This is a genomic window from Pseudoroseomonas cervicalis (assembly GCF_030818485.1).
Classification (GTDB): Bacteria; Pseudomonadota; Alphaproteobacteria; order Acetobacterales; family Acetobacteraceae; genus Pseudoroseomonas; species Pseudoroseomonas cervicalis_A.
Genome location: NZ_JAUTAJ010000004.1, coordinates 2961437 through 2978944, shown reverse-complemented (window position 1 = coordinate 2978944; position 17508 = coordinate 2961437). Strand labels below are relative to the sequence as shown.

16 protein-coding genes are annotated in these 17508 nt (G+C 74.8%); 11 read left to right on the top strand and 5 right to left on the bottom strand.

Features of this window, described 5'->3' with window-relative positions:
- The first annotated feature begins 15 nt into the window (after positions 1-15).
- A complete protein-coding gene (locus QE401_RS17860) occupies positions 16-309 on the top strand; it encodes a hypothetical protein (protein ID WP_307139481.1) in 294 nt (97 codons plus the stop codon).
- 21 nt (positions 310-330) lie between these two features.
- Here the strand turns inward: QE401_RS17860 and QE401_RS17855 are convergent, their stop codons facing one another.
- Positions 331-1941 (bottom strand): bifunctional metallophosphatase/5'-nucleotidase, encoded by a 1611-nt coding sequence (locus QE401_RS17855; protein WP_307139480.1) that lies wholly within the window; start codon positions 1939-1941, stop codon positions 331-333.
- A gap of 145 nt (positions 1942-2086) precedes the next feature.
- Between QE401_RS17855 and QE401_RS17850 the strand changes: the two genes are divergently transcribed.
- The 4 genes from QE401_RS17850 to QE401_RS17835 all read left to right on the top strand — a co-directional run bounded on the left by QE401_RS17850 (position 2087) and on the right by QE401_RS17835 (position 5154).
- Positions 2087-3001, top strand: a complete 915-nt coding sequence (locus QE401_RS17850) for a sulfite exporter TauE/SafE family protein (protein ID WP_307139479.1) — start codon at positions 2087-2089, stop codon at positions 2999-3001.
- Entirely contained in the window at positions 2998-3918 is a 921-nt protein-coding gene (locus tag QE401_RS17845; RefSeq protein WP_307139478.1) for a TIGR02186 family protein, read from the top strand. The genes QE401_RS17850 and QE401_RS17845 overlap by 4 nt, the downstream gene beginning before the upstream one ends.
- Positions 3919-4398 carry a universal stress protein gene (locus QE401_RS17840; protein WP_307139477.1) on the top strand — a complete coding sequence of 160 codons (480 nt, stop codon included), beginning with the start codon at positions 3919-3921 and terminating at the stop codon, positions 4396-4398. It begins immediately after the preceding gene.
- Between the two features lie 192 nt (positions 4399-4590).
- Positions 4591-5154 (top strand): NifU family protein, encoded by a 564-nt coding sequence (locus QE401_RS17835; RefSeq protein ID WP_307139476.1) that lies wholly within the window; start codon positions 4591-4593, stop codon positions 5152-5154.
- Positions 5155-5230: 76 nt separating this feature from the next.
- Here QE401_RS17835 and hisN read toward each other — a convergent pair whose 3' ends face one another.
- Both hisN and QE401_RS17825 read right to left on the bottom strand, forming a co-directional pair.
- On the bottom strand, positions 5231-6001 hold the full coding sequence (gene hisN / locus QE401_RS17830) for a histidinol-phosphatase (protein WP_307139475.1): 771 nt from the start codon (positions 5999-6001) through the stop codon (positions 5231-5233).
- On the bottom strand, positions 6001-6537 hold the full coding sequence (locus QE401_RS17825; protein WP_307139474.1) for a c-type cytochrome: 537 nt from the start codon (positions 6535-6537) through the stop codon (positions 6001-6003). Before QE401_RS17825 ends, hisN begins: the two co-directional genes overlap by 1 nt.
- Positions 6538-6739: 202 nt before the next feature.
- Between QE401_RS17825 and QE401_RS17820 the strand changes: the two genes are divergently transcribed.
- Both QE401_RS17820 and QE401_RS17815 read left to right on the top strand, forming a co-directional pair.
- Positions 6740-7594 carry a prephenate dehydratase gene (locus QE401_RS17820; RefSeq protein ID WP_307139473.1) on the top strand — a complete coding sequence of 285 codons (855 nt, stop codon included), beginning with the start codon at positions 6740-6742 and terminating at the stop codon, positions 7592-7594.
- 63 nt (positions 7595-7657) lie between these two features.
- Entirely contained in the window at positions 7658-8071 is a 414-nt protein-coding gene (locus tag QE401_RS17815; protein ID WP_307139472.1) for a DUF3830 family protein, read from the top strand.
- Between the two features lie 138 nt (positions 8072-8209).
- Here the strand turns inward: QE401_RS17815 and QE401_RS17810 are convergent, their stop codons facing one another.
- Both QE401_RS17810 and QE401_RS17805 read right to left on the bottom strand, forming a co-directional pair.
- Positions 8210-8638: a GNAT family N-acetyltransferase gene (locus QE401_RS17810; RefSeq protein WP_307139471.1), complete on the bottom strand. Its 429-nt coding sequence runs from the start codon at positions 8636-8638 to the stop codon at positions 8210-8212.
- Between the two features lie 61 nt (positions 8639-8699).
- Positions 8700-11558 (bottom strand): SLBB domain-containing protein, encoded by a 2859-nt coding sequence (locus QE401_RS17805; protein WP_307139470.1) that lies wholly within the window; start codon positions 11556-11558, stop codon positions 8700-8702.
- Between the two features lie 211 nt (positions 11559-11769).
- Between QE401_RS17805 and QE401_RS17800 the strand changes: the two genes are divergently transcribed.
- The 4 genes from QE401_RS17800 (at position 11770) to QE401_RS17785 (ending at position 17507) form a co-directional block, all read left to right on the top strand.
- The gene (locus tag QE401_RS17800; protein WP_307139469.1) at positions 11770-14289 is read left to right on the top strand and encodes a heparinase II/III family protein; all 2520 of its coding nucleotides are present in this window, start codon (positions 11770-11772) and stop codon (positions 14287-14289) included.
- A gap of 8 nt (positions 14290-14297) precedes the next feature.
- Positions 14298-15551, top strand: a complete 1254-nt coding sequence (locus tag QE401_RS17795) for an O-antigen ligase family protein (protein ID WP_307139468.1) — start codon at positions 14298-14300, stop codon at positions 15549-15551.
- Complete coding sequence (locus QE401_RS17790) at positions 15541-16209, top strand: sugar transferase (protein WP_307139467.1); 669 nt, start codon at positions 15541-15543, stop codon at positions 16207-16209. Before QE401_RS17795 ends, QE401_RS17790 begins: the two co-directional genes overlap by 11 nt.
- A 74-nt stretch (positions 16210-16283) precedes the next feature.
- Complete coding sequence (locus QE401_RS17785) at positions 16284-17507, top strand: DegT/DnrJ/EryC1/StrS family aminotransferase (protein WP_307139466.1); 1224 nt, start codon at positions 16284-16286, stop codon at positions 17505-17507.
- Position 17508 lies beyond the last annotated feature (1 nt).

Here is a 17508-nt window from a genome sequence, read left to right as displayed (position 1 = left end):
CCGGCGGGACCGCCCATGCCCGCCCCGCCCATGACCGCCGAGCTGCAGCGCCTGGCCGAGGATCTGCGCCGCCGCCCCGAACTGGCGGCGGCACTGCGCCAGGCGCTGCCGCCCGGCACGCCGCCCGAGGCGATCGCCATCGCCCTGTGCCGGCTGGGCTATGCGGTGGCGGCCTGCGACCTGGTGCCGCCGCCGGCGCCGCCCCGGCTCGCGCCCGCCGCGCCGCGGCCGGCGACCGGCCTGGCCCGGCTGCAGCAGGGCCGCTTCCGCCGCGATGCGCGCGGCGGCTGGGTCTGGCAGCCGGCCTGACAGGGTCCGGCCGCCCTTCTCTCAGCGCCGGGTGATGCGGCCATCGAGCCGGGTGCGGAAGGCGCCATCCGCCGCCAGATAGGCCGCCGCCACATCCTCCAGCGGCGGGCCATTGTCATAGGCGTCCAGCGCCCGGTCGCGGAAGGCGACATAGCCGTCGCCGCCGCGCCGGTTGAAATTGTTGGTCACCACGCGATAGGCGCGGGCATCGTCGAGCGGGCGGAAGCCGCCCGCCTCCGCCACCTCGACACCGCGCAGCCGCTGCCCGGCCGGCGCCGCCGGGTCGAAGCCGTAGCGCAGCCCGGCCACCTGCGGGAAGCCACCGCCATTCTCGGCATAGCGGGCGAGCCCGGCCTCCAGCGTGGCGCGCAGATCGCCGCCGCGGAGCGTCAGCGTGGCCAGGGTGTTGCCGAAGGGCAGCACCTCCAGCACATCGCCCAGCGAGACCGCCCCCTCCGGCAGGCCGGCGCGCAGCCCGCCGCCATTGGTCACCGCGATCTCGGCGCCGGGCACGGCGGCCAGCATCGCCTCGGCCACCAGGCTGCCGAGGGCGCATTCGCCCTTGCGGCATTCGGTGTTGGGCAGCGCCGCCGGGCTGCGGCCGACCGGGCGGGCGCGCAGCTCGGCCAGCGGCCGGCCATATTCGGCGACGATCGCCGCCACCGCCGGCTCCTCCGGCAGATCGGGGGTGATCGGCAGCACCCGCCCGCCATGCGCCAGCACGCGCCCATCCGGCGCTAGGTCCAGGTCGAAGCGCCCGGCCCAGCGGCCATAGGCGCCGGCCTGCAGGATGCGCACCATCCGGTCCGGCCCGTCCACCAGGGTGGGCGAGGGCCCGTCCGCCCCCGGCAGATCGGCCAGCAGCGTGTGCGAATGCCCGCCCAGGATGACATCCACCCCCGGCAGGCTGGCGGCCAGCGCCTGGTCGGCGGCCAGCCCCAGATGCGACAGCAGCACGATGGTCGCCGGCCCCTCGGCGCGGATCGCGGCGATGGCGCGCTCCGCCGCCTCGCGCGCGTCGCGGAAGGCGAGCGTCGGCCCCGGGCTGGAGGCCTGCGGCGTCGTCTCCGTGGTCAGGCCGATGATGCCGAGCCGCGCGCCGCCGGAGGCGAACACCACATGGCTGCGGAAGGCGCCCTGCAGCGAGGGCTCCCGCGTCGCGTCCAGATTGGCCGAGAGCAGCGGGAAGGGCAGCAGCGCCGCATAGGCGGCCAGCCGCGCCGGCCCGCCATCGAATTCATGATTGCCCAGCGCCATGGCCTGGGTGCGGGTGGCGCGCTGCACCGCCGCCTCCGCCCGGCCCGCATGCGCGGTGTGGTAGAGGCTGCCGGTGAACTGGTCGCCGGCATCGAGCCGCAGCGAAGGCCGGCCCTCGGCGCGCGCCTCGGCCTCCAGCAGGTCGAGCCCGCTGGCCAGCCGGGCGCTGCCGCCGAGGCAGGGCGGCCGGTCCAGCCGGCAGGCCGCGCCGCTGCCCTGCTGCCCGTCATGCTTGGCGTGGAAATCGTTCAGGTGCAGCAGGGCAAGGCGCGACGCGGCCTCGGCCCGGGCGCGGTGCAGCGCCGGCAGGGCCAGCGGCGCGGCGAAAGGGGTGGCGAGGGCGGTGGCCAGCAGGCCACGACGGGAGAGCTGCATGCGACGATCCCGAAAAAAGCCCTCAACCAGGGCTGTTCTGACGCTTTAGCCCAAGACTTGCCGCATTCGGAATGTCCCTTGTGCGGCGCGGCGGCAGGCGACACCTGTCCGGCCGCGGGATGATGGCTTCGAAGACGGGAACGCGATGCAGGTCTATCTGCCGATCGCCGAGATGTCGGTGGATGCGCTGCTGCTGCTGGGCATCGGGTTCGGGGTGGGCTGGCTGTCCGGCCTGTTCGGCGTGGGCGGCGGCTTCCTGCTGACGCCGCTGCTGATCCTGATCGGCATTCCCGCCCCCGTCGCCGTCGCCTCCGGCGCCAACCAGACGCTGGGCGCCTCGGTCTCCGGCCTGATCGCGCAATGGCGGCGCGGCAATGTCGACCCGCGCATGGGGGTGGTGCTGCTGGCCGGCGGCTTCCTCGGCTCCTTCGCCGGGGTGCAGCTCTTTGCCTGGCTGCGACGGCAGGGGCAGGTCGATCTCGCCGTCTCGGTCTTCTATGTCGTCATCCTGGGCACGGTCGGCGCGCTGATGGTGCGCGAGAGCGTGCGCGCCATCATCCGCCGCCGCCGCCAGGTGGCGCCGGCCCGGCTGCACGCGCATCTCTGGATGCATGGCCTGCCGCTGAAGCTGCGCTTCCGCAAGTCGCGCCTCTACATCTCGGTCATCCCGCCGCTGGTGGTGGGCTTCGGCATCGGCGTGCTGTCGGCGGTGATGGGCGTCGGCGGCGGCTTCATGCTGGTGCCGGCGATGATCTACCTGCTCGGCATGCCGACGGCGGTGGTGATCGGCACCTCGCTGTTCCAGGTGGTGTTCGTCGCCGCCAATGTGACGCTGCTGCAGGCGGTCTCCACCGGCAGCGTCGACATTGTTCTCACTCTCCTGCTGCTGGTGGGCGGCGTCGCCGGGGCGCAGTTCGGCGCCAGCATGGGCACCCGCCTGCGCGGCGAGGAGACGCGCGCTTTGCTCGGCCTGCTGGTGCTGGGGGTGGCGCTCAGCCTGCTCTGGGGGCTGGTGGCGACGCCGGACAGCCTCTTCGCCGTGGGCCCGATCCCGGTATGAGCGCGGCCGGGCGGCTCCGCGCGGCGCTGCTGTCGCTGGCGCTGCTGGCCGGTGGCGCGGCGCAGGCGCAATCGCCTGCGCCCACGCCCGCGCCTGCCCCCACGCCCGCCCCCGCGCCGGAGACCGCCGCGCCCACGCCGGCCCCCGCCCCCGCGCCGCGCCGCGCCACCCCGCGCCCGGCCCAGGCCCTGCCGGTGCCGCCGCCCCCGCCGCCCGGCCAGCCCAGCGCCGCCCGCCCGCCCCTGGTGGCCGAGCTGTCGCAGACCCGTGTCGACATCACCACCGGCTTCAGCGGCACCGAGGTGCTGGTCTTCGGCGCCACCGAGCGGCTGCTGGGCGAATCCGGCGACGACGTGCTGGTGGTGGCGCAGAGCGCGGTGCCCGAGCCCATGGTGGTGCGCCGCAAGATCCGCGTGCTGGGCCTCTGGCTGAACGGCCCCTCCGCCCGGTTCCGCCAGGTGCCCGGCTTCTACCTGCTGACCGGCACCCGCCCGCTGCGCCAGATGCTGGAGGAGGAGGAGCGCCAGGCGAAGCGCCTCGGCCTGGAATACCTCCCCCTCGCCTCCACCGGCGAGCAGCAGCCGGAATTCCGCGCCGCCCTGATGCAGCTGAAGCAGCAGGCCGGGCTGTGGCATGAGGAGGAGGAGCCGCTGCACATCTCCGGCGCCCGGCTGTTCCGCGCCCGGCTGCCGCTGCCGGCCACCGTCGGCACCGGCGACTACCGGGTGGAGGTGCTGCTGGTGCGCGATGGCCGCGTGGTCGCCCGGCAGGAGCTGGGCTTCCGGGTGGAGCGGGTGGGAACCGCCGCCCGCATCGCCGATGTCGCCGAGGAACGGCCGGTGGTATACGGGCTGGTCTGCATCCTGCTGGCGGCCATGGCCGGCTGGCTGGGCAGCGTGCTGTTCCGGAGGGGATGAATGCCCGAAGCCGCCCGGCGCGACCGCGTCTTCCTGGTAGTGGTCGATGACAGCCCGGAGCGCCACACGGCGCTGCGCTATGCCTGTCTGCGCGCCCGCAATGGCGGCGGCCGCGTCGCCCTGCTGCGGGTGATCGAGCCGGAAGGCACGGTGGAATGGGCCGGCGTCGGCGCCATGCTGCAGGAGGAACGGCGCGAGGATGCCGAGAAGCTGCTCTCGGCGCTGGCCGCCGAGGTGCAGGAGATCACCGGCGGCCTGCCGATTCTGCTGATCCGCGAGGGCGAGCCGCGCGACGCGCTGCTGACCCTGCTGGAGGAGGATCCGCGCCTGTCGATCCTGATCCTGGCCAGCGCCAGCAATGGCAGCGGGCCGGGGCCGCTGATCACCGCGCTGACCGGCCGCTACGCGCCGCGGCTGCGCGTGCCGCTGACCATCGTGCCCGGCAATCTGGACGACCGGGAACTCGACCGCGTCACCTGATTCTCGTCAGGGCGGCCGCCGGGCCGGGGCGCGCCTTCTTGCACCCCTGCCCTGCGGGTCGCGTCCGGCGCTTGCAGCGCGCCGCCTTATGGCCCACATCGGGCGCAGACGAATCCGGCCCGAACGGGCCGACGCCCTTCCGCCCCGATCGCCCATCCCGGCGGAGCCGCGCTAAGGAAAAGCCCGAATCCCATGTTCATCGAGACGGAAGCGACCCCGAACCCCGCCACCCTGAAGTTCCTGCCCGGCCAGGACGTGATGGGCAGCCGCGGCACCGCCGATTTCACCAGCGCCGAAAGCGCCGCCCGCTCGCCGCTGGCCGAGCGGCTGTTCGGCCTGGACGGCGTGGCGCGCATCTTCCTCGGCAGCGATTTCGTCACCGTCACCAAGGTCGAGGGTGTCGAGTGGCAGGCGCTGAAGCCGCAGGTGCTGGGCGCCATCATGGAGCATTTCATGGCCGGCCGCCCGGTGGTGCTGGAGGCCGAGGGCGACGCCGCGCTGGAGGATAGCGACCCGGCCGATGCCGAGATCGTCGCCCAGATCAAGGAGCTGCTGGACACCCGGGTGCGCCCGGCCGTCGCCGGCGATGGCGGCGACATCGTCTTCCGCGGCTTCCGCGACGGCATCGTCAAGCTGCACCTGCAGGGCGCCTGCTCGGGCTGCCCCTCCTCCCGCGCCACGCTGAAGCACGGCGTCGAGAACATGCTGCGCCACTACGTGCCGGAGGTGATGGCGGTGGAGCAGGTCGACGCCTGAGCGCCCCGCCGCGGCGCGCGAACGCAAAAGGCCGGGGCGAAACCCCGGCCTTTTTTCATGCCCGCTTCGCGGGCACTCAGCTCAGCGCGTCGATCACCGCCGGCAGCAGCGAGCGGTCGCCCAGCGCGATCACCTCGCCCGGCCCGTCCAGGCGGAGCGGCTGGCCCTGCCAGTCGGTCAGGCTGCCGCCCGCCGATTCGAGCACCGGCTGCAGCGCCACCCAGTCCCAGGGCTTCAGGTCGCCCTCGGCGATGACATCGACCAGGCCCAGCGCGACCAGCCCATAGGCGTAGCAATCGCCGCCCCAGGTGACGCGGCGGACCGCCTGGCGAAGCTTCGCGTGGCGCGGCGCCTGAGCGGGGGAAAACATGTCCGGGCTGGTGCAGGAGAGCTCGGCCTCGGACAGCGCGGCGCAGCGGCGGGTGCGCGGCGTGCCGCCCATCGGGCTGCGGAACTGCAGGGGCTGGCCCGCGACGCCCAGCCAGCGCTCGCCGGTGGCGGGCTGGTCGATCAGGCCCAGCACCGGGCGGCCCTTGTGCAGCAGCCCGATCAGGCTGCCGAAGAGCGGACGGCCGGTGACGAAGGCGCGGGTGCCGTCGATCGGGTCGATCACCCAGACATACTCGGCATCCGCCCGCTCGGCGCCGTATTCCTCGCCGATCACGCCATGGCCGGGAAACCGCTCGGCCAGCAGGGCGCGGATCGCGCGCTCGGCGGCGCGGTCGGCCTCCGTCACCGGGCTGGCATCGCCCTTGGCCTCGACCAGCAGGGCGGAACGGAAAAGGGGGCGGATGACCGCCCCCGCCGCCTCGGCGGCCGCTTCGGCCGCCGCGATCAGCTCCTGCATCAGGGCAGCGGCGCCGGGTTGGCGGACAGGCTGCGCAGATAGGCGATGACATCGGCGCGCTGCTTCACGTCGCGGATGCCGGCGAAGGCCATGCGGGTGCCGCGGATGGCGCGGGCCGGCGCGGCCAGGAACTCGTTCAGCGCGGCATAGTCCCAGGGCTTGTCGGACAGGCCCTTCATCGCCGGCGAGTAGTTGAAATTGTCCAGATGCGCATGGTGGTTGCCGACCACGCCATACAGGTTCGGGCCGACGCGGTTCGCGCCACCCTGCTCGAAGCTGTGGCAGGAGGCGCAGAGCCGCCCGGCCAGCTGGCGGCCCGCATCGGCATTGGCGGCGGCCAGCAGCGGCTCCACCGGATCCAGCGCCGGCTCGGCGGCCGCGGCAGGGGCCGCGCTTTCGCCGACGCCCTCGATGGCGATCGCCGTCTTCTCAAGGCGGTGCGGATGCACCACGGTTTCGCCCACCAGGCCCGCCACCATGAAGGCGATGCCGGCGGTGAGGACGGCCGCGAACGCCTTGTTGACCTCCAAGCTCATGCTGCCGATCCATCCATCGTAAGTGCCATGCGACTCGATCCGGTCGAGGGCGCGGTTTGCGCGCGGCAGGGGCCTCGACTAGAAGCGAGCGGACCATAGTGGCAGAGGCCGGACGCTTCAACCCGTAGCCCCACGCGCCGTCGCGCCGGGCCGCCGGATGAACTCCGGCGGACGGGCCAGAAGACGGGACGGAAAACTGAAGATGAGTGGTGTGATCGCCTTCCAGGGCATGCCCGGCGCCTATTCCGACCTGGCCTGCCGCAGCGCCTATCCCGGCTGGACCACCCTCCCCTGCCCCAGCTTCGAGGCCGCCATGGCAGCCGTGCGCGACGGCCGCGCCGGGCTGGCCATGCTGCCCTGCGAGAACTCGCTGGCCGGCCGGGTGCCCGACATCCACCGCCTGCTGCCCGATTCCGGCCTGCACACGGTGGGCGAGCACTACCAGCGCGTCGAGCACTGCCTGCTGGCCCATAAGGGCGCCACCATCGAGGGGCTGAAGCGCGCGCACAGCCACCCGGTGGCGCTCGGCCAGGTGCTGAACCTGCTGCGCGACCTGAAGCTGGAGCCGGTGATCGAGGCCGACACCGCCGGCGCCGCCAAGCTGCTGGCCGAGCAGCCCAGCCTGGAGGACGCGGCCATCGCCTCCTCCCTCGCCGCCGAGATCTACGGGCTCGAGATCCTGCGCCGCAACGTCGAGGACGCGGCGCACAACACCACGCGCTTCTACGTCATGTCGAAGACGCCGGCCGCGCCGCCGATCGACATCGCCAATCCGGTGACCACCTTCGTCTTCCGCGTCCGCAACATCCCGGCCGCGCTGTACAAGGCGCTGGGCGGCTTCGCCACCAACGGCGTCAACATGACCAAGCTCGAGAGCTACATGCTCGACGGGCATTTCACCGCGACGCAGTTCCTCTGCGACGTCGATGGCCACCCCGAGCAGCCCGGCCTGAAGCGGGCGCTGGAGGAGCTGGCCTTCTTCTCGCGCGAGCTGAAGGTGCTCGGCACCTATGCCGCGCATCCCTACCGGCTGGGCCAGGCGGCGGAGGCGGATTGAGCCGCGGCGCGGCCTCTGGCAGGCTGCCCGCCCACGCCTCAGCCTGACAGAAGGAGCACGGATTTGGCCGACATCGCGATCGACATCGGCGGCGAAATCTTCCACGCCGATTTCGAGGAAGCCGCCGCGCCGCGCACCGTCGCCCGCTTCCGCACCCTGCTGCCCTATCAGGACCGCATCATCCATGTGCGCTGGTCCGGCGAGGCCTGCTGGATCCCGATGGGCGAGCGCGATCTCGGCATCGGCTACGAGAACGCCACCTCCTACCCCGCCCCGGGCCAGATCATCGTCCACCCGGGCGGCATGAGCGAGACCGAGATCCTGGTCGCCTACGGCCCCTGCTGCTTCGCCAGCAAGGCCGGCCAGCTCGCCGGCAACCACTTCCTGACCATCAAGGGCGACCTGGACAGGCTGGCCACGGTCTGCCGCTCGGTGCTGTGGGACGGCAACAAGCCGATCACCTTCAGGAAGGCCTGAGGCAAAGGTCAGAATCTTCTTTTTCTGAAGAAAAAGAAGCAAAAAGACTTTTTTCCAGGCTGCCGCCGTCTCCCGTCACAGCGGGACGCCACACTGACGGCGGGGTCCGGGGGGACCCTGTCCCCCCGGCCTTCTCTTCTACCGGGCCTTCCGCATCAGCCGGTGCGGAATGCCGACATCCAGATACTCCTCGCCCTCCGCCGCATAGCCCAGCCGCTCATAGAAGGGGATGGCGTAGCTCTGCGCCTCCAGCACCAGCTGCTCCGCGCCCTCCAGCGCCGGGTCGGCCTCGATGGCGCGCATGATGGCGGCCCCCAGCCCGCTGCCGCGCAGCGCCTGGCGCACCGCGACGCGGCCGATCTTGGCCACCCGCCCGCCCTCCTTGAACACCACCCGCGCCGTGGCGGCCGGCGCGCCCTCCCGCCGGGCCAGGAAATGCAGGGCGGTGGCGTCGAACTCGTCATACTCCATCGCCTCCGGCACCGCCTGCTCCTCGACGAAGACCTCGCGGCGGATGGCGAAGCAGGCGTCGAGATCGGCTTTGGTGAAGGCGCGGGCGATGGTCATGGCGGCGGATCCGTTCAGGCGGGGAAGGCGGGGCGCGCGGCCCCTCCCCCCGTTCTTCCCCTCAGCGCGCGTTCCTGGCAATCACCGCCAGCGCCGCGGCGCTGATCGAGATCTGCCCCAGCGTCTGCGTCAGGTCGCGGATGAAGCCCCAGCTCTCATAGGGCGAGGGATCCTGCGGCACGACCACCAGCGAGCCCGGCGGCACCGGCGGCCCGCCCGATTGCCAGGCGCCCAGCCCGGCCGGGGTGCTCTGCCCGTTCGGCAGCACCACAAAGGCGCGCCCACCATCGGCGAAACGCTGCGTGCCGCCCGAGGCCCGCACATAATCATTGGCGCGCCAGCCGCTGGTGAATTGCAGGCTGCCCGGATTCAGCACCGCGCCCACCACCGTCACCTCATTGGGGCGCTTCGGCACCACGATCAGGTCGCCCGGCTCCAGCAGCACGTCGAGCTCGGGGCGCGCCGCCAGGATCACGGGGTTGGCCTCCACCACCATGCGGCCGGCGGCGCGCGCCTCGCGCAGCGCATTGGCCAGCTCCCGCCCGGCGCTGATGGCGCCGCCAAGATCGCCGCCGCCGCCGCGCCCGCCCACCCCCGCCACCGCCTGGCCGGCGGCCACCTGGATCAGGCTCTGCTCCAGCTCCCGCGCGCTGCGCGCAAACCCTTCCTGCTGGCGCTGCCGCACGCTCTCCCGCGTGAAGACGGCGCCGTAGGGGTAGGCCTGGGGCGAGAGCCCGCCGGCGCGGGCGATCAGCTCCGACAGCCGCTCGCCGCGGCGGATGTCGTAGATGCCGGGGCGCAGGAACTCGCCCATCAGCGTCACCGGCCCGCTGTCGCGGTCGCCGAAGCCGCGCGGCAGCCGGATGGCGTCGCGCGGGGAGAGCCGCACGGCGGCAAAATTGCCGCTGCGCAGGTCGAGCAGCGTGCGCGAGAGCGGGATGGCGCCGGCCTGCTCCAGCGGCTCGCGCGACAATTCCACGGCGGAGAGATCGACCGTGTCGGTCAGCCCGCCCGCCGCGCCCAGCACCTGGTCCAGCCCGGTGTCGTCGAGGATCGGGTAGAGGCCGGGCAGCCGCGCCTCGCCCGAGAGCAGCACCGACTGGTCGAGCAGGAAGGGCAGCAGCGCCGGATAGTCGATGAAGACCTGCGGGCAGGGCGGCGCGCCGAGATCGGGGAAGCCCGCGCCGCGCACATGCGCGAAGCGCACGGGCGAGGAGCGGGCGGCGATGGCCAGCGATTGCAGCGCCGGGCATTCCGGCCCCGGCTCGCCGCGCAGCGCGCGCTGCACCGGCGGGCTGGCCAGCCAGGCGATATCGGCCTGGGAGAGCAGGATCACCTCATCCGCCGGGCGCAGCGGCAGCTCCGCCTGGCGCTGCAGCACCCGGCCGAGATCGAAGCCCAGGAAGCGCCGGCTGCGCGTGCGCTCCTCGGTGCGCCAGACGATGCCCATGCGCAGATAGGGGTCGGGCCGCACCAGCAGCGGGTCGGCCAGCAGGCCGCGCAGGCCGCCGGCGCTGGCGGCGCGCAGCACCGGCGCCGCGACATGCCCGGCCAGCCGCACCTGGCCCGCCAGCACATCGGCCCCCGGCTGCACCAGCACCGCGTCGCCGCGCCGCAGCCGCCCCTGCGGTCCGATCTCCGCCAGGGCGCGGCGGCCCTGTGCATCGGTGCCGTGCAGCAGGAAGCGGTTGCCGGAAGGGCGCAGCGCCTGGCCCGCCAGCCGCAGCATCGAGGCCAGCGGCGCCGAGTCGCTGCCGGGCGGCAGCTCGTAGATGCCGGGCCGCGTCACCTCGCCGCCCAGCGCCACGCTGGGGCCGAGCGGCGGCACCACCAGCCGCTCCCCCTCCCGCAAAGCGAGGTCGGGGCTGCCCGGCTCGGCGCCGATGACGCTGTAGAGGTCGATCACCCGCGCCCCGCGCGGCCCCTCGACGCGGATGGCGCGCAGGCTGCCGCTTTTCTTCACGCCGCCGGCCAGCGCCAGCGCGTCCAGCGCCGAGGCCAAAGCGGGCAGCGGGTAGAGGCCGGGCCGCACCACCTCGCCGGCGACGAAGACGCCGATCTGGCGCAGCTGGCCCAGGCTGACGAAGGCCTCGGAGCCGCCCAGCTCGCGCGCCACCCGCGCCTCGATCTCCGCCCGCACCTCGCCCAGCGGCCGGCCGGCGGCGGCCAGCGGCGGCAGGTCGGGCAGCAGCAGCGCGCCGTCGCGATTGACCCGCAGGCTGAGATTCTGCCGGGTGCGGCCGCGGATGCCGACCAGCACCTCATCGTCGCGGCCGAGGATGTAATCCTCCGGCACCTGCGCCACCGGCGCCTGGCCGGGCGGGGCGGCGGCCAGCTCGCGGAAGGTGTCGTAGCCGAATTGCCGCAGCGGCAGCCCCGGCTGCTCCAGCCTGGCCGCGAAAAACGCCTCGGTGGGGGAGAGCGGCTCGCCCGGCGGCAGGGCGGGGATGGGCGGCGCATGCGCGGCGCCCCAGGACGCCGGAGGCGCCGCGCCGCTCCAGGGATGCGCCATCGGCGCCACCGGCGCGACCGAGGGGGCGGAGGGCCCGGCCGGGCCGTTGAGGCTGGGGCTGCTGCCCGGCACCAGCGGCGGCGGCGCCCGGTTGCCGGAGGCGGCGTCCTGGATCCGCTGCAGGATATCCTGCTGCAGGGCCGGCGGCAGGCTGGGCAGCGGCAGCCCGCCCGGCAGGGTCAGCGGCAGGCTGGGGCTGCCCAGCAGCGGGCTGCCCCCCGGCGGCGCCCCGCCCGGCGGCGCGCCGGGCGCCATGCCGGAATAGCCGCCGCCCAGCAGCCCCGGCGGCGCCGGCTGTGCCCGGGCCGGCCCCGCCCCCACCCCCGGCGCCAGCTGGCCGCCCAGCAGCAGCAGGGCCAGGGCCAGCCGGGCGCGCCGAGCCGTGCGGGGCGCGGGGGCAGGCGGCACGGTCATTCCTCCGGACTGGGCGCGATTCACGGATTGCTCGCGTTTTCGTGATTATTGCTTTATCAAATCGTCCATGCCGATCCAAGCGCACATTCGCCGCGGCGCCCAGCTCTCTCTTTGGGCAGGCACCGCATGGCGGCTGGGACCGCGGGCGCTGGCGCGCTATGGCTGGCACCGGTTGCGGCTGCGCGCCGGCCTGCCCCGGCGCGCTTTGGATCGGGCCGCGCGGGACTGCCCGGCCGCATGCGAGGAATGGCCAGGCCCAGGCCCCGAGTCGCGGTTTTTCGGCACGGCGCCGCTGCCGCCGCCGCCCGCTCTGGCGCCGCCCGACCTCGCCCGGCTGCGCGCGGCGCTGGCGGCGCTGCCCCCCGCCGCCTGGCACGGCCCCTTCGACCCGGCCGCCGAATCGCTCGGCCTCGACCTCTTCACCCCGGGCGATATCCGCCCGGTCTGGGAGCCCAACCGGCTGGGCGCCGTGCCGCTGCTGCTGCAGGCCGCCCGCCTCTGGCCGGAGGAGGGCCACCGCGCCGCGCTGGAACGGCGGCTGGCGGAATGGTGCGCCGCCAACCCGCCCTATCGCGGCCCCAACTGGGCCTGCGGGCAGGAGGCGGCGCTGCGCGTGCTGCATCTCGGCCTGGCGCTGGTGCTGGCCGGGCAGGCCGCGCCCTCGGCCGCGCTGCGCCGGCTGCTGGCGCTGCACCGCGCCCGCATCCTGGCCACCGGCGCCTATGCCGCCGCGCAGGACAACAACCACAGCATCAGCGAGCCCGCCGGGCTGCTGGCCTGCGCCTGGCTGCTCGGCCGCCCCGCCGAGGCGGCCTCCGCCGCCCGCGCCCTCTCCCGCGCGGTGGCGCGGCTGGTGGCCCCCGATGGCGGCTTCGCCGCCTGCTCCACCGGCTATCACCGGCTGCTGCTGGACACGCTGGCGGCGCTGGAGGCGCTGCGCCGCCATCTCGGCCAGCCGCCCCTGCCGGCGCCGCTGCCGCAGCGCGCCGCCGCCGCCGCGCAATGGCTGGCGCGGCTGCTGGCGCCCCGCGGCGCGCTGCCACGGCTCGGCCACCAGGATGGCTCGGCCTTCGCCGATCTCGGCGCCTGGGGCGAGGCGGATGCGCGCGGCAGCGCCGAACGGGCGCTGCGGCTTTTTGCCGGGGCCTCGGCCGGCGTCGCGCAGGAGCCGGGCTGCCGCTGGCTCGGCCTGCCGGAGATGCCCGCCGCCCCCCGCCCGGCCGCCTGGCGCGCCAGCGGCAGCGCGGGGTGGGAGCGGGACGGGGTGCGCGCCCTGCTGCGCAGCGGCCCGCTGCGCTTCCGCCCCGGCCAGTCCGATTTGCTGCATCTGGAGCTGTGGCAGGGCGACCTGCCGCTGCTGACCGATGCCGGCACCGGCGCCTACAACCCGCCCCGGGGCGCCGAATGGTGGCTGGACTATTTCCCCTCCGCCCGCGCCCACAACACGCTGGTCTTCGACGGGACGGAGCCGATGCCGCGACTCGGCCGCTTCCTGTTCGGCGGCTGGCCGCGCTGCCGCGCCCTGCCCGATGGCGCGGCGCGGCGCGACCGCCAGGGCCATGACCATGCGCGGCGCGTGCGGCCGCTGCCCGATGGCGCCTGGCAGGTGGAGGATCGTGTCGCCGGGCGCTTCCGCCGCGTCACCCTGCGCTGGCGGCTCGGCCCCGGCCAGTGGCGGCTGCAGGCGGATGGGGTGGCGGGGCCGGCGCGGCTGTTCCTGTTCGCCGATGCGCCGCTCGCCTTGTCGCTGGAGGAGGGGCATGACAGCCCGGCCTATGGCGTGGTGCGCCCCTGCCTGGTGCTGGCCGCCCGCGCCGAGGCCCCGGTCACCTGCCTGACCACCCGCATCGAACCCTGCCCCGGCGGGGCCGGCGCCGCCATGCCGCTCGACCAGCTGCTGAGGGGCGTCTGGCGGCTGCGGCTCTGGCTGCTGCTGGCCTGCCTGGCGCTGCTGGCCGGCGGTGCCGCGCTGATCCTGAGCTGGCCGCGCGCCTATGTGGCGCAGGCGGTGGTGGCGCCGGCCGAGACCACGGGCCTTGCCGCCTCCAACCTGATCGCCGCCAATGTGCTGACGCCGGGCAGCCTGCTGGACAACCGGCCCAGCGGCAATTTCGCCGTCTATCTCGCCGCGCTGCGCAGCCCGGAGGCGGTGGCGCTGCTGCTGGAGCGCACCCGGCTGGTGGAGGAGCTGGCCGCCCGCCGCCAGGAGGGCCCGCTGGCCCCGCTGCGCGGCGTGCTGGCGCTGCTGACCGAGGCGGCGCCGCCGCCGGATGCCGATGACGTGCAGCGCTGGCTGGAGCGCAACCTGGCGGTGACGCAGTCCCTGGCCTCGCTGACCTGGACGCTGGAGCTGACGCATCCGCGGCGCGAGGCGGCGCAGGAGATCCTCGCCCTGCTGCACGACTTCGCCGAGACGCGGGTGCGCGACGACCTGCTGACCATGATCCGCCGCCGCGTCGCCCTGCTGGAGGGGCGGCTGGCGCAGGAGCGCGACATCTATCTGCGCACGCCGCTGTTCGAGCTGCTGGCCCAGCACCAGCGCGCCGCCCTGGTGCTGGCGGCGGAGAACACGGTGGCCGCGCGGCTGGTCTCCGGCCCCAGCGTGGAGCTGCGGCCCTCGGTGCCGAACCGGCCGCTGCTGCTGGCGCTGCTGCTGCTGGCGGTGCCGCTGGCCTGCGGCTTCTGCGGCGCCTGCCTGGTGCTGCTGCGGGGGCCCGGGCGGTGACAGGCACGGTGACGGGGGCGGGCCGCCCCGCCGGGCTGGCGGCCTGGCGCATCGACAGCGCCAGCCTGGCCTCGCTGGCCGGGCTGGCCGGCGCGGCGCTGCATTTCGCCGGCGCGCTGAAATCGACGCCGCCCGGCGCGGCGCTGCCGCTCGACCTCACCGCGCTGGCCGGCGCCGCGACGCTGCCGCTGCTGGCGCTGCTGCTGCTGACGCGGCGCTGGCGGCTGCACCCGCTGCTGGGCCCGCCCCTGGCCGCCGCCGCCCTTCTGTGGCTGTGGCTGGTGCTGGCCGGGCTGTGGAGCGCCAGCCACGCCATCCTGCCCGCCAAGCTGGCCGACATCCTGCTGATGGCGCCGCCCATGCTGCTCGGCGGCCTGGCGATCGGCGCCGATGCCGCGTCGCGCCGGCTGTTCTGCGCCGCCACCCTGGCGATCGGGCCGCTGGTGGCCGCCAGCACCGCCTGGGGGCTGGCCAGCGGCCAGGTGGTGCTGGGCGGCGCGGTCGGCGCCAATCCCGACCTGCTGCGGGTGCAGTACCAGCTGGCCGGCCTGTCCATCGCCTGCGCCGCCGGGCTCGGCGCGGTGCGGCTGATCGAGGCGCGGCGCTGGCGGGCGCGGCTGTTCTGGGCGCTCTACACCCTGGCGCTGGCGGCGGGCGCGCTGCTGCCGGGCGGGCGCACCGCGCTGCTGGCGCTCGGCCTCGGCGTGCTGCTGGTGCCGGCGCTGCGCTGCTGGTCCGCCGGCCGGCCGCGCGCCGCTTTGGGCTGGGCCGCCGCCGCGGGCCTCGCCGGCGCCGCCGGCTTCGCCCTGCTGCTGGCCCGCGCCGAGGCGCTGGACGGGTTGCGCACGCTGGAGCGCTTCACCGAGGGCGGGCTGGAGGCCTCGGCCCGGCCGACCCTGTGGCGCGCCGCGCTGGACTGGGCGGGGGCGACGCTGCCCTGGGGCCTCGGCACCGGCGGCTTCACCATCGCCGCCGGGCATGGCGAACGGCGCGGCCTCTACCCGCACAACCACGCGCTGGAGGCGCTGGCCGAGGCCGGGCTGCCCGGGCTGCTGCTCTGGCTCACCTGTTTCGGCGGCGGCGCGCTGGTGCTGCTGCTGCGCAGCCGCCACGCGGCGCCGCCGCGCGTGGCGCGCATCGCCGCCCTGGTGCTGCCGGTGGCGCTGGCCGCGCTGGTCTCGACCGATCTCGGCAACCGCATGGTGTGGTTCGCGCTCGGCCTGGCGCTGTCGCTCGGCGTGGTGGCTCGCCGTGCCGGCTGAGCTGCCTCCCCCCCTGCCCCCCGGCGCCTATGCGCGCTGGGGCAAGCGCGGGCTGGACGCGCTGGGGGCGGCGCTGCTGCTGCTGGCGCTGGCGCCACTGCTGCTGGCGGTGGCGCTGGCGGTGCGGCTGGCGCTCGGCCGCCCGGTGCTGTTCCGCCAGAGCCGCGCCGGCCGGCATGGCCGCCCCTTCACCCTGATAAAATTCCGCTCGATGCGCGAGGGGCCGGGCGAGGATGCGGAGCGACTCGGCCGTTTCGGCCGGCTGTTGCGCGCCAGCGCGCTGGACGAGCTGCCGCAGCTGATCAACGTGCTGCGCGGCGAGATGAGCCTGGTCGGGCCGCGGCCGCTGCCGCTGGCCTATCTGCCCCGCTACACGCCGGCCCAGCGCAGCCGGCTGCGGGCCCGGCCCGGCCTGGCCGGCCCCGCCCAGGCGGCCGGGCGCAACGCCGTGCCCTGGGAAGAGCGTCTCGCGCGGGACGCGCTTTACGTGCAGCGCATCAGCGTCTGCGGCGATTTCCGTGCCGGTTTAGGAACAATCTTCATCCTTTTGAAAGGACATGGAGTCAACGCGCCAGGACACGCCACCATGCCGCGTTTTGACTCGAATGTTGCTGTGCCGCCGCCCGATCTTGACCGGGATTTAAACATTCACGGTTGATTTGTTTCTTGAAAATTCCCGCCCCCTGTGGTCCCTTTAGGGGGCGTTCACAAAACCGTGAGCAGGTGGCAGACATGGCGGCGATCCAGGGCTGGACGGGCGATGCGGCTTTCGGCGGAGCGGGCAGCGTGTTGCCCTTCCCGCCCCGACCCAGGGTGGTGGCGCCGGCGCAACCGCGCATCCACCTCTCCCCGCCCAGCCTGGTGGGGGGGGAGCTCGCGACGCTCAGCCGCACCCTGACCGCCGGCTGGATCGCCCCCGCCGGCCCGGTCCCCGCCGCCTTCGAGGAGGCGATCAGCCAGGCCACCGGCTTCGCCCATACCGCCGCCGTCGCCTCCGGCACCGCGGCGCTGCACCTGGCCTACCGGGTGCTGGGGGTGGAGCGCGGCGACGAGGTCTGGACCCAGAGCCTGACCTTCGTCGCCACCATCGCCCCGGCGGTGCAGATGGGCGCCCGGCCGCGCTTCCTGGATGTGGCGCCGGAGAGCTGGACGCTGGACCCCGAGGTGCTGGAGAGCCAGCTGCGCCAGGCGGCGCGGCGCGGCAAGCTGCCGCGCGCCGTGGTGCCGGTCGATCTCTACGGCCAGCCCTGCGACCTCGACGCCATCCTGGCGCTGTGCGGCCGCTGGGGCGTGCCGGTGCTGTGCGACAGCGCCGAGGCGCTGGGCGCGCAGTATCGTGGCCGACCCGTGGCCAAGGGCGCGGCGCTGGCCGCCTTCTCCTTCAACGGCAACAAGATCATCACCGCCGGCGGCGGCGGCGCGCTGGTCTCCGACGACCCGGCGCTGATCGCCCGCGCCCGGCACCTCGCCACCCAGGCGAAGGAGGCGGCGCCGCATTACCAGCATGAGACGACGGGCTATTCCTACGGCCTGTCCTCGGTGCTGGCCTCGGTCGGGCTGGCGCAGATCGGCGCCCTGCCGGCCCGCGTCGCCGCCCGCCGCCTGGTGCAGGCGCGCTATGCCGAGGCGCTGTCCGACCTGCCGGGCGTCAGCTTCATGCCCGAGCCGGAATGGAGCCGCGCGACCCACTGGCTGACCGTGCTGCAGCTCGACCCGCAGCGCTGCGAGGCGACGCCGGAGACGCTGCGCCGGGTGCTGGAGGCCGCCAATATCGAGAGCCGCCCGGTCTGGAAGCCGCTGCATCTGCAGCCCGCCTTCCGCGGCGCCCGCTGCCACGGCCCCGGCCATTCCGGGCGGCTGTTCGAGCGCGGCCTCTGCCTGCCCAGCGGCGCCATGAGCGCGGCCGAGCAGGACCGCGTCATCGATGTCGTCCGCGCCTGCCTGCTGGGGGGCTGAG

Coding starts and splice junctions, on each gene's coding strand:
- QE401_RS17860 (WP_307139481.1), top strand. CDS start 16: ATGCCCGCCCCGCCCATGACCGCCGAGCTGCAGCGCCTGGCCGAGGAT.
- QE401_RS17855 (WP_307139480.1), bottom strand. CDS start 1,941: ATGCAGCTCTCCCGTCGTGGCCTGCTGGCCACCGCCCTCGCCACCCCT.
- QE401_RS17850 (WP_307139479.1), top strand. CDS start 2,087: ATGCAGGTCTATCTGCCGATCGCCGAGATGTCGGTGGATGCGCTGCTG.
- QE401_RS17845 (WP_307139478.1), top strand. CDS start 2,998: ATGAGCGCGGCCGGGCGGCTCCGCGCGGCGCTGCTGTCGCTGGCGCTG.
- QE401_RS17840 (WP_307139477.1), top strand. CDS start 3,919: ATGCCCGAAGCCGCCCGGCGCGACCGCGTCTTCCTGGTAGTGGTCGAT.
- QE401_RS17835 (WP_307139476.1), top strand. CDS start 4,591: ATGTTCATCGAGACGGAAGCGACCCCGAACCCCGCCACCCTGAAGTTC.
- hisN (WP_307139475.1), bottom strand. CDS start 6,001: ATGCAGGAGCTGATCGCGGCGGCCGAAGCGGCCGCCGAGGCGGCGGGG.
- QE401_RS17825 (WP_307139474.1), bottom strand. CDS start 6,537: ATGAGCTTGGAGGTCAACAAGGCGTTCGCGGCCGTCCTCACCGCCGGC.
- QE401_RS17820 (WP_307139473.1), top strand. CDS start 6,740: ATGAGTGGTGTGATCGCCTTCCAGGGCATGCCCGGCGCCTATTCCGAC.
- QE401_RS17810 (WP_307139471.1), bottom strand. CDS start 8,638: ATGACCATCGCCCGCGCCTTCACCAAAGCCGATCTCGACGCCTGCTTC.
- QE401_RS17785 (WP_307139466.1), top strand. CDS start 16,284: ATGGCGGCGATCCAGGGCTGGACGGGCGATGCGGCTTTCGGCGGAGCG.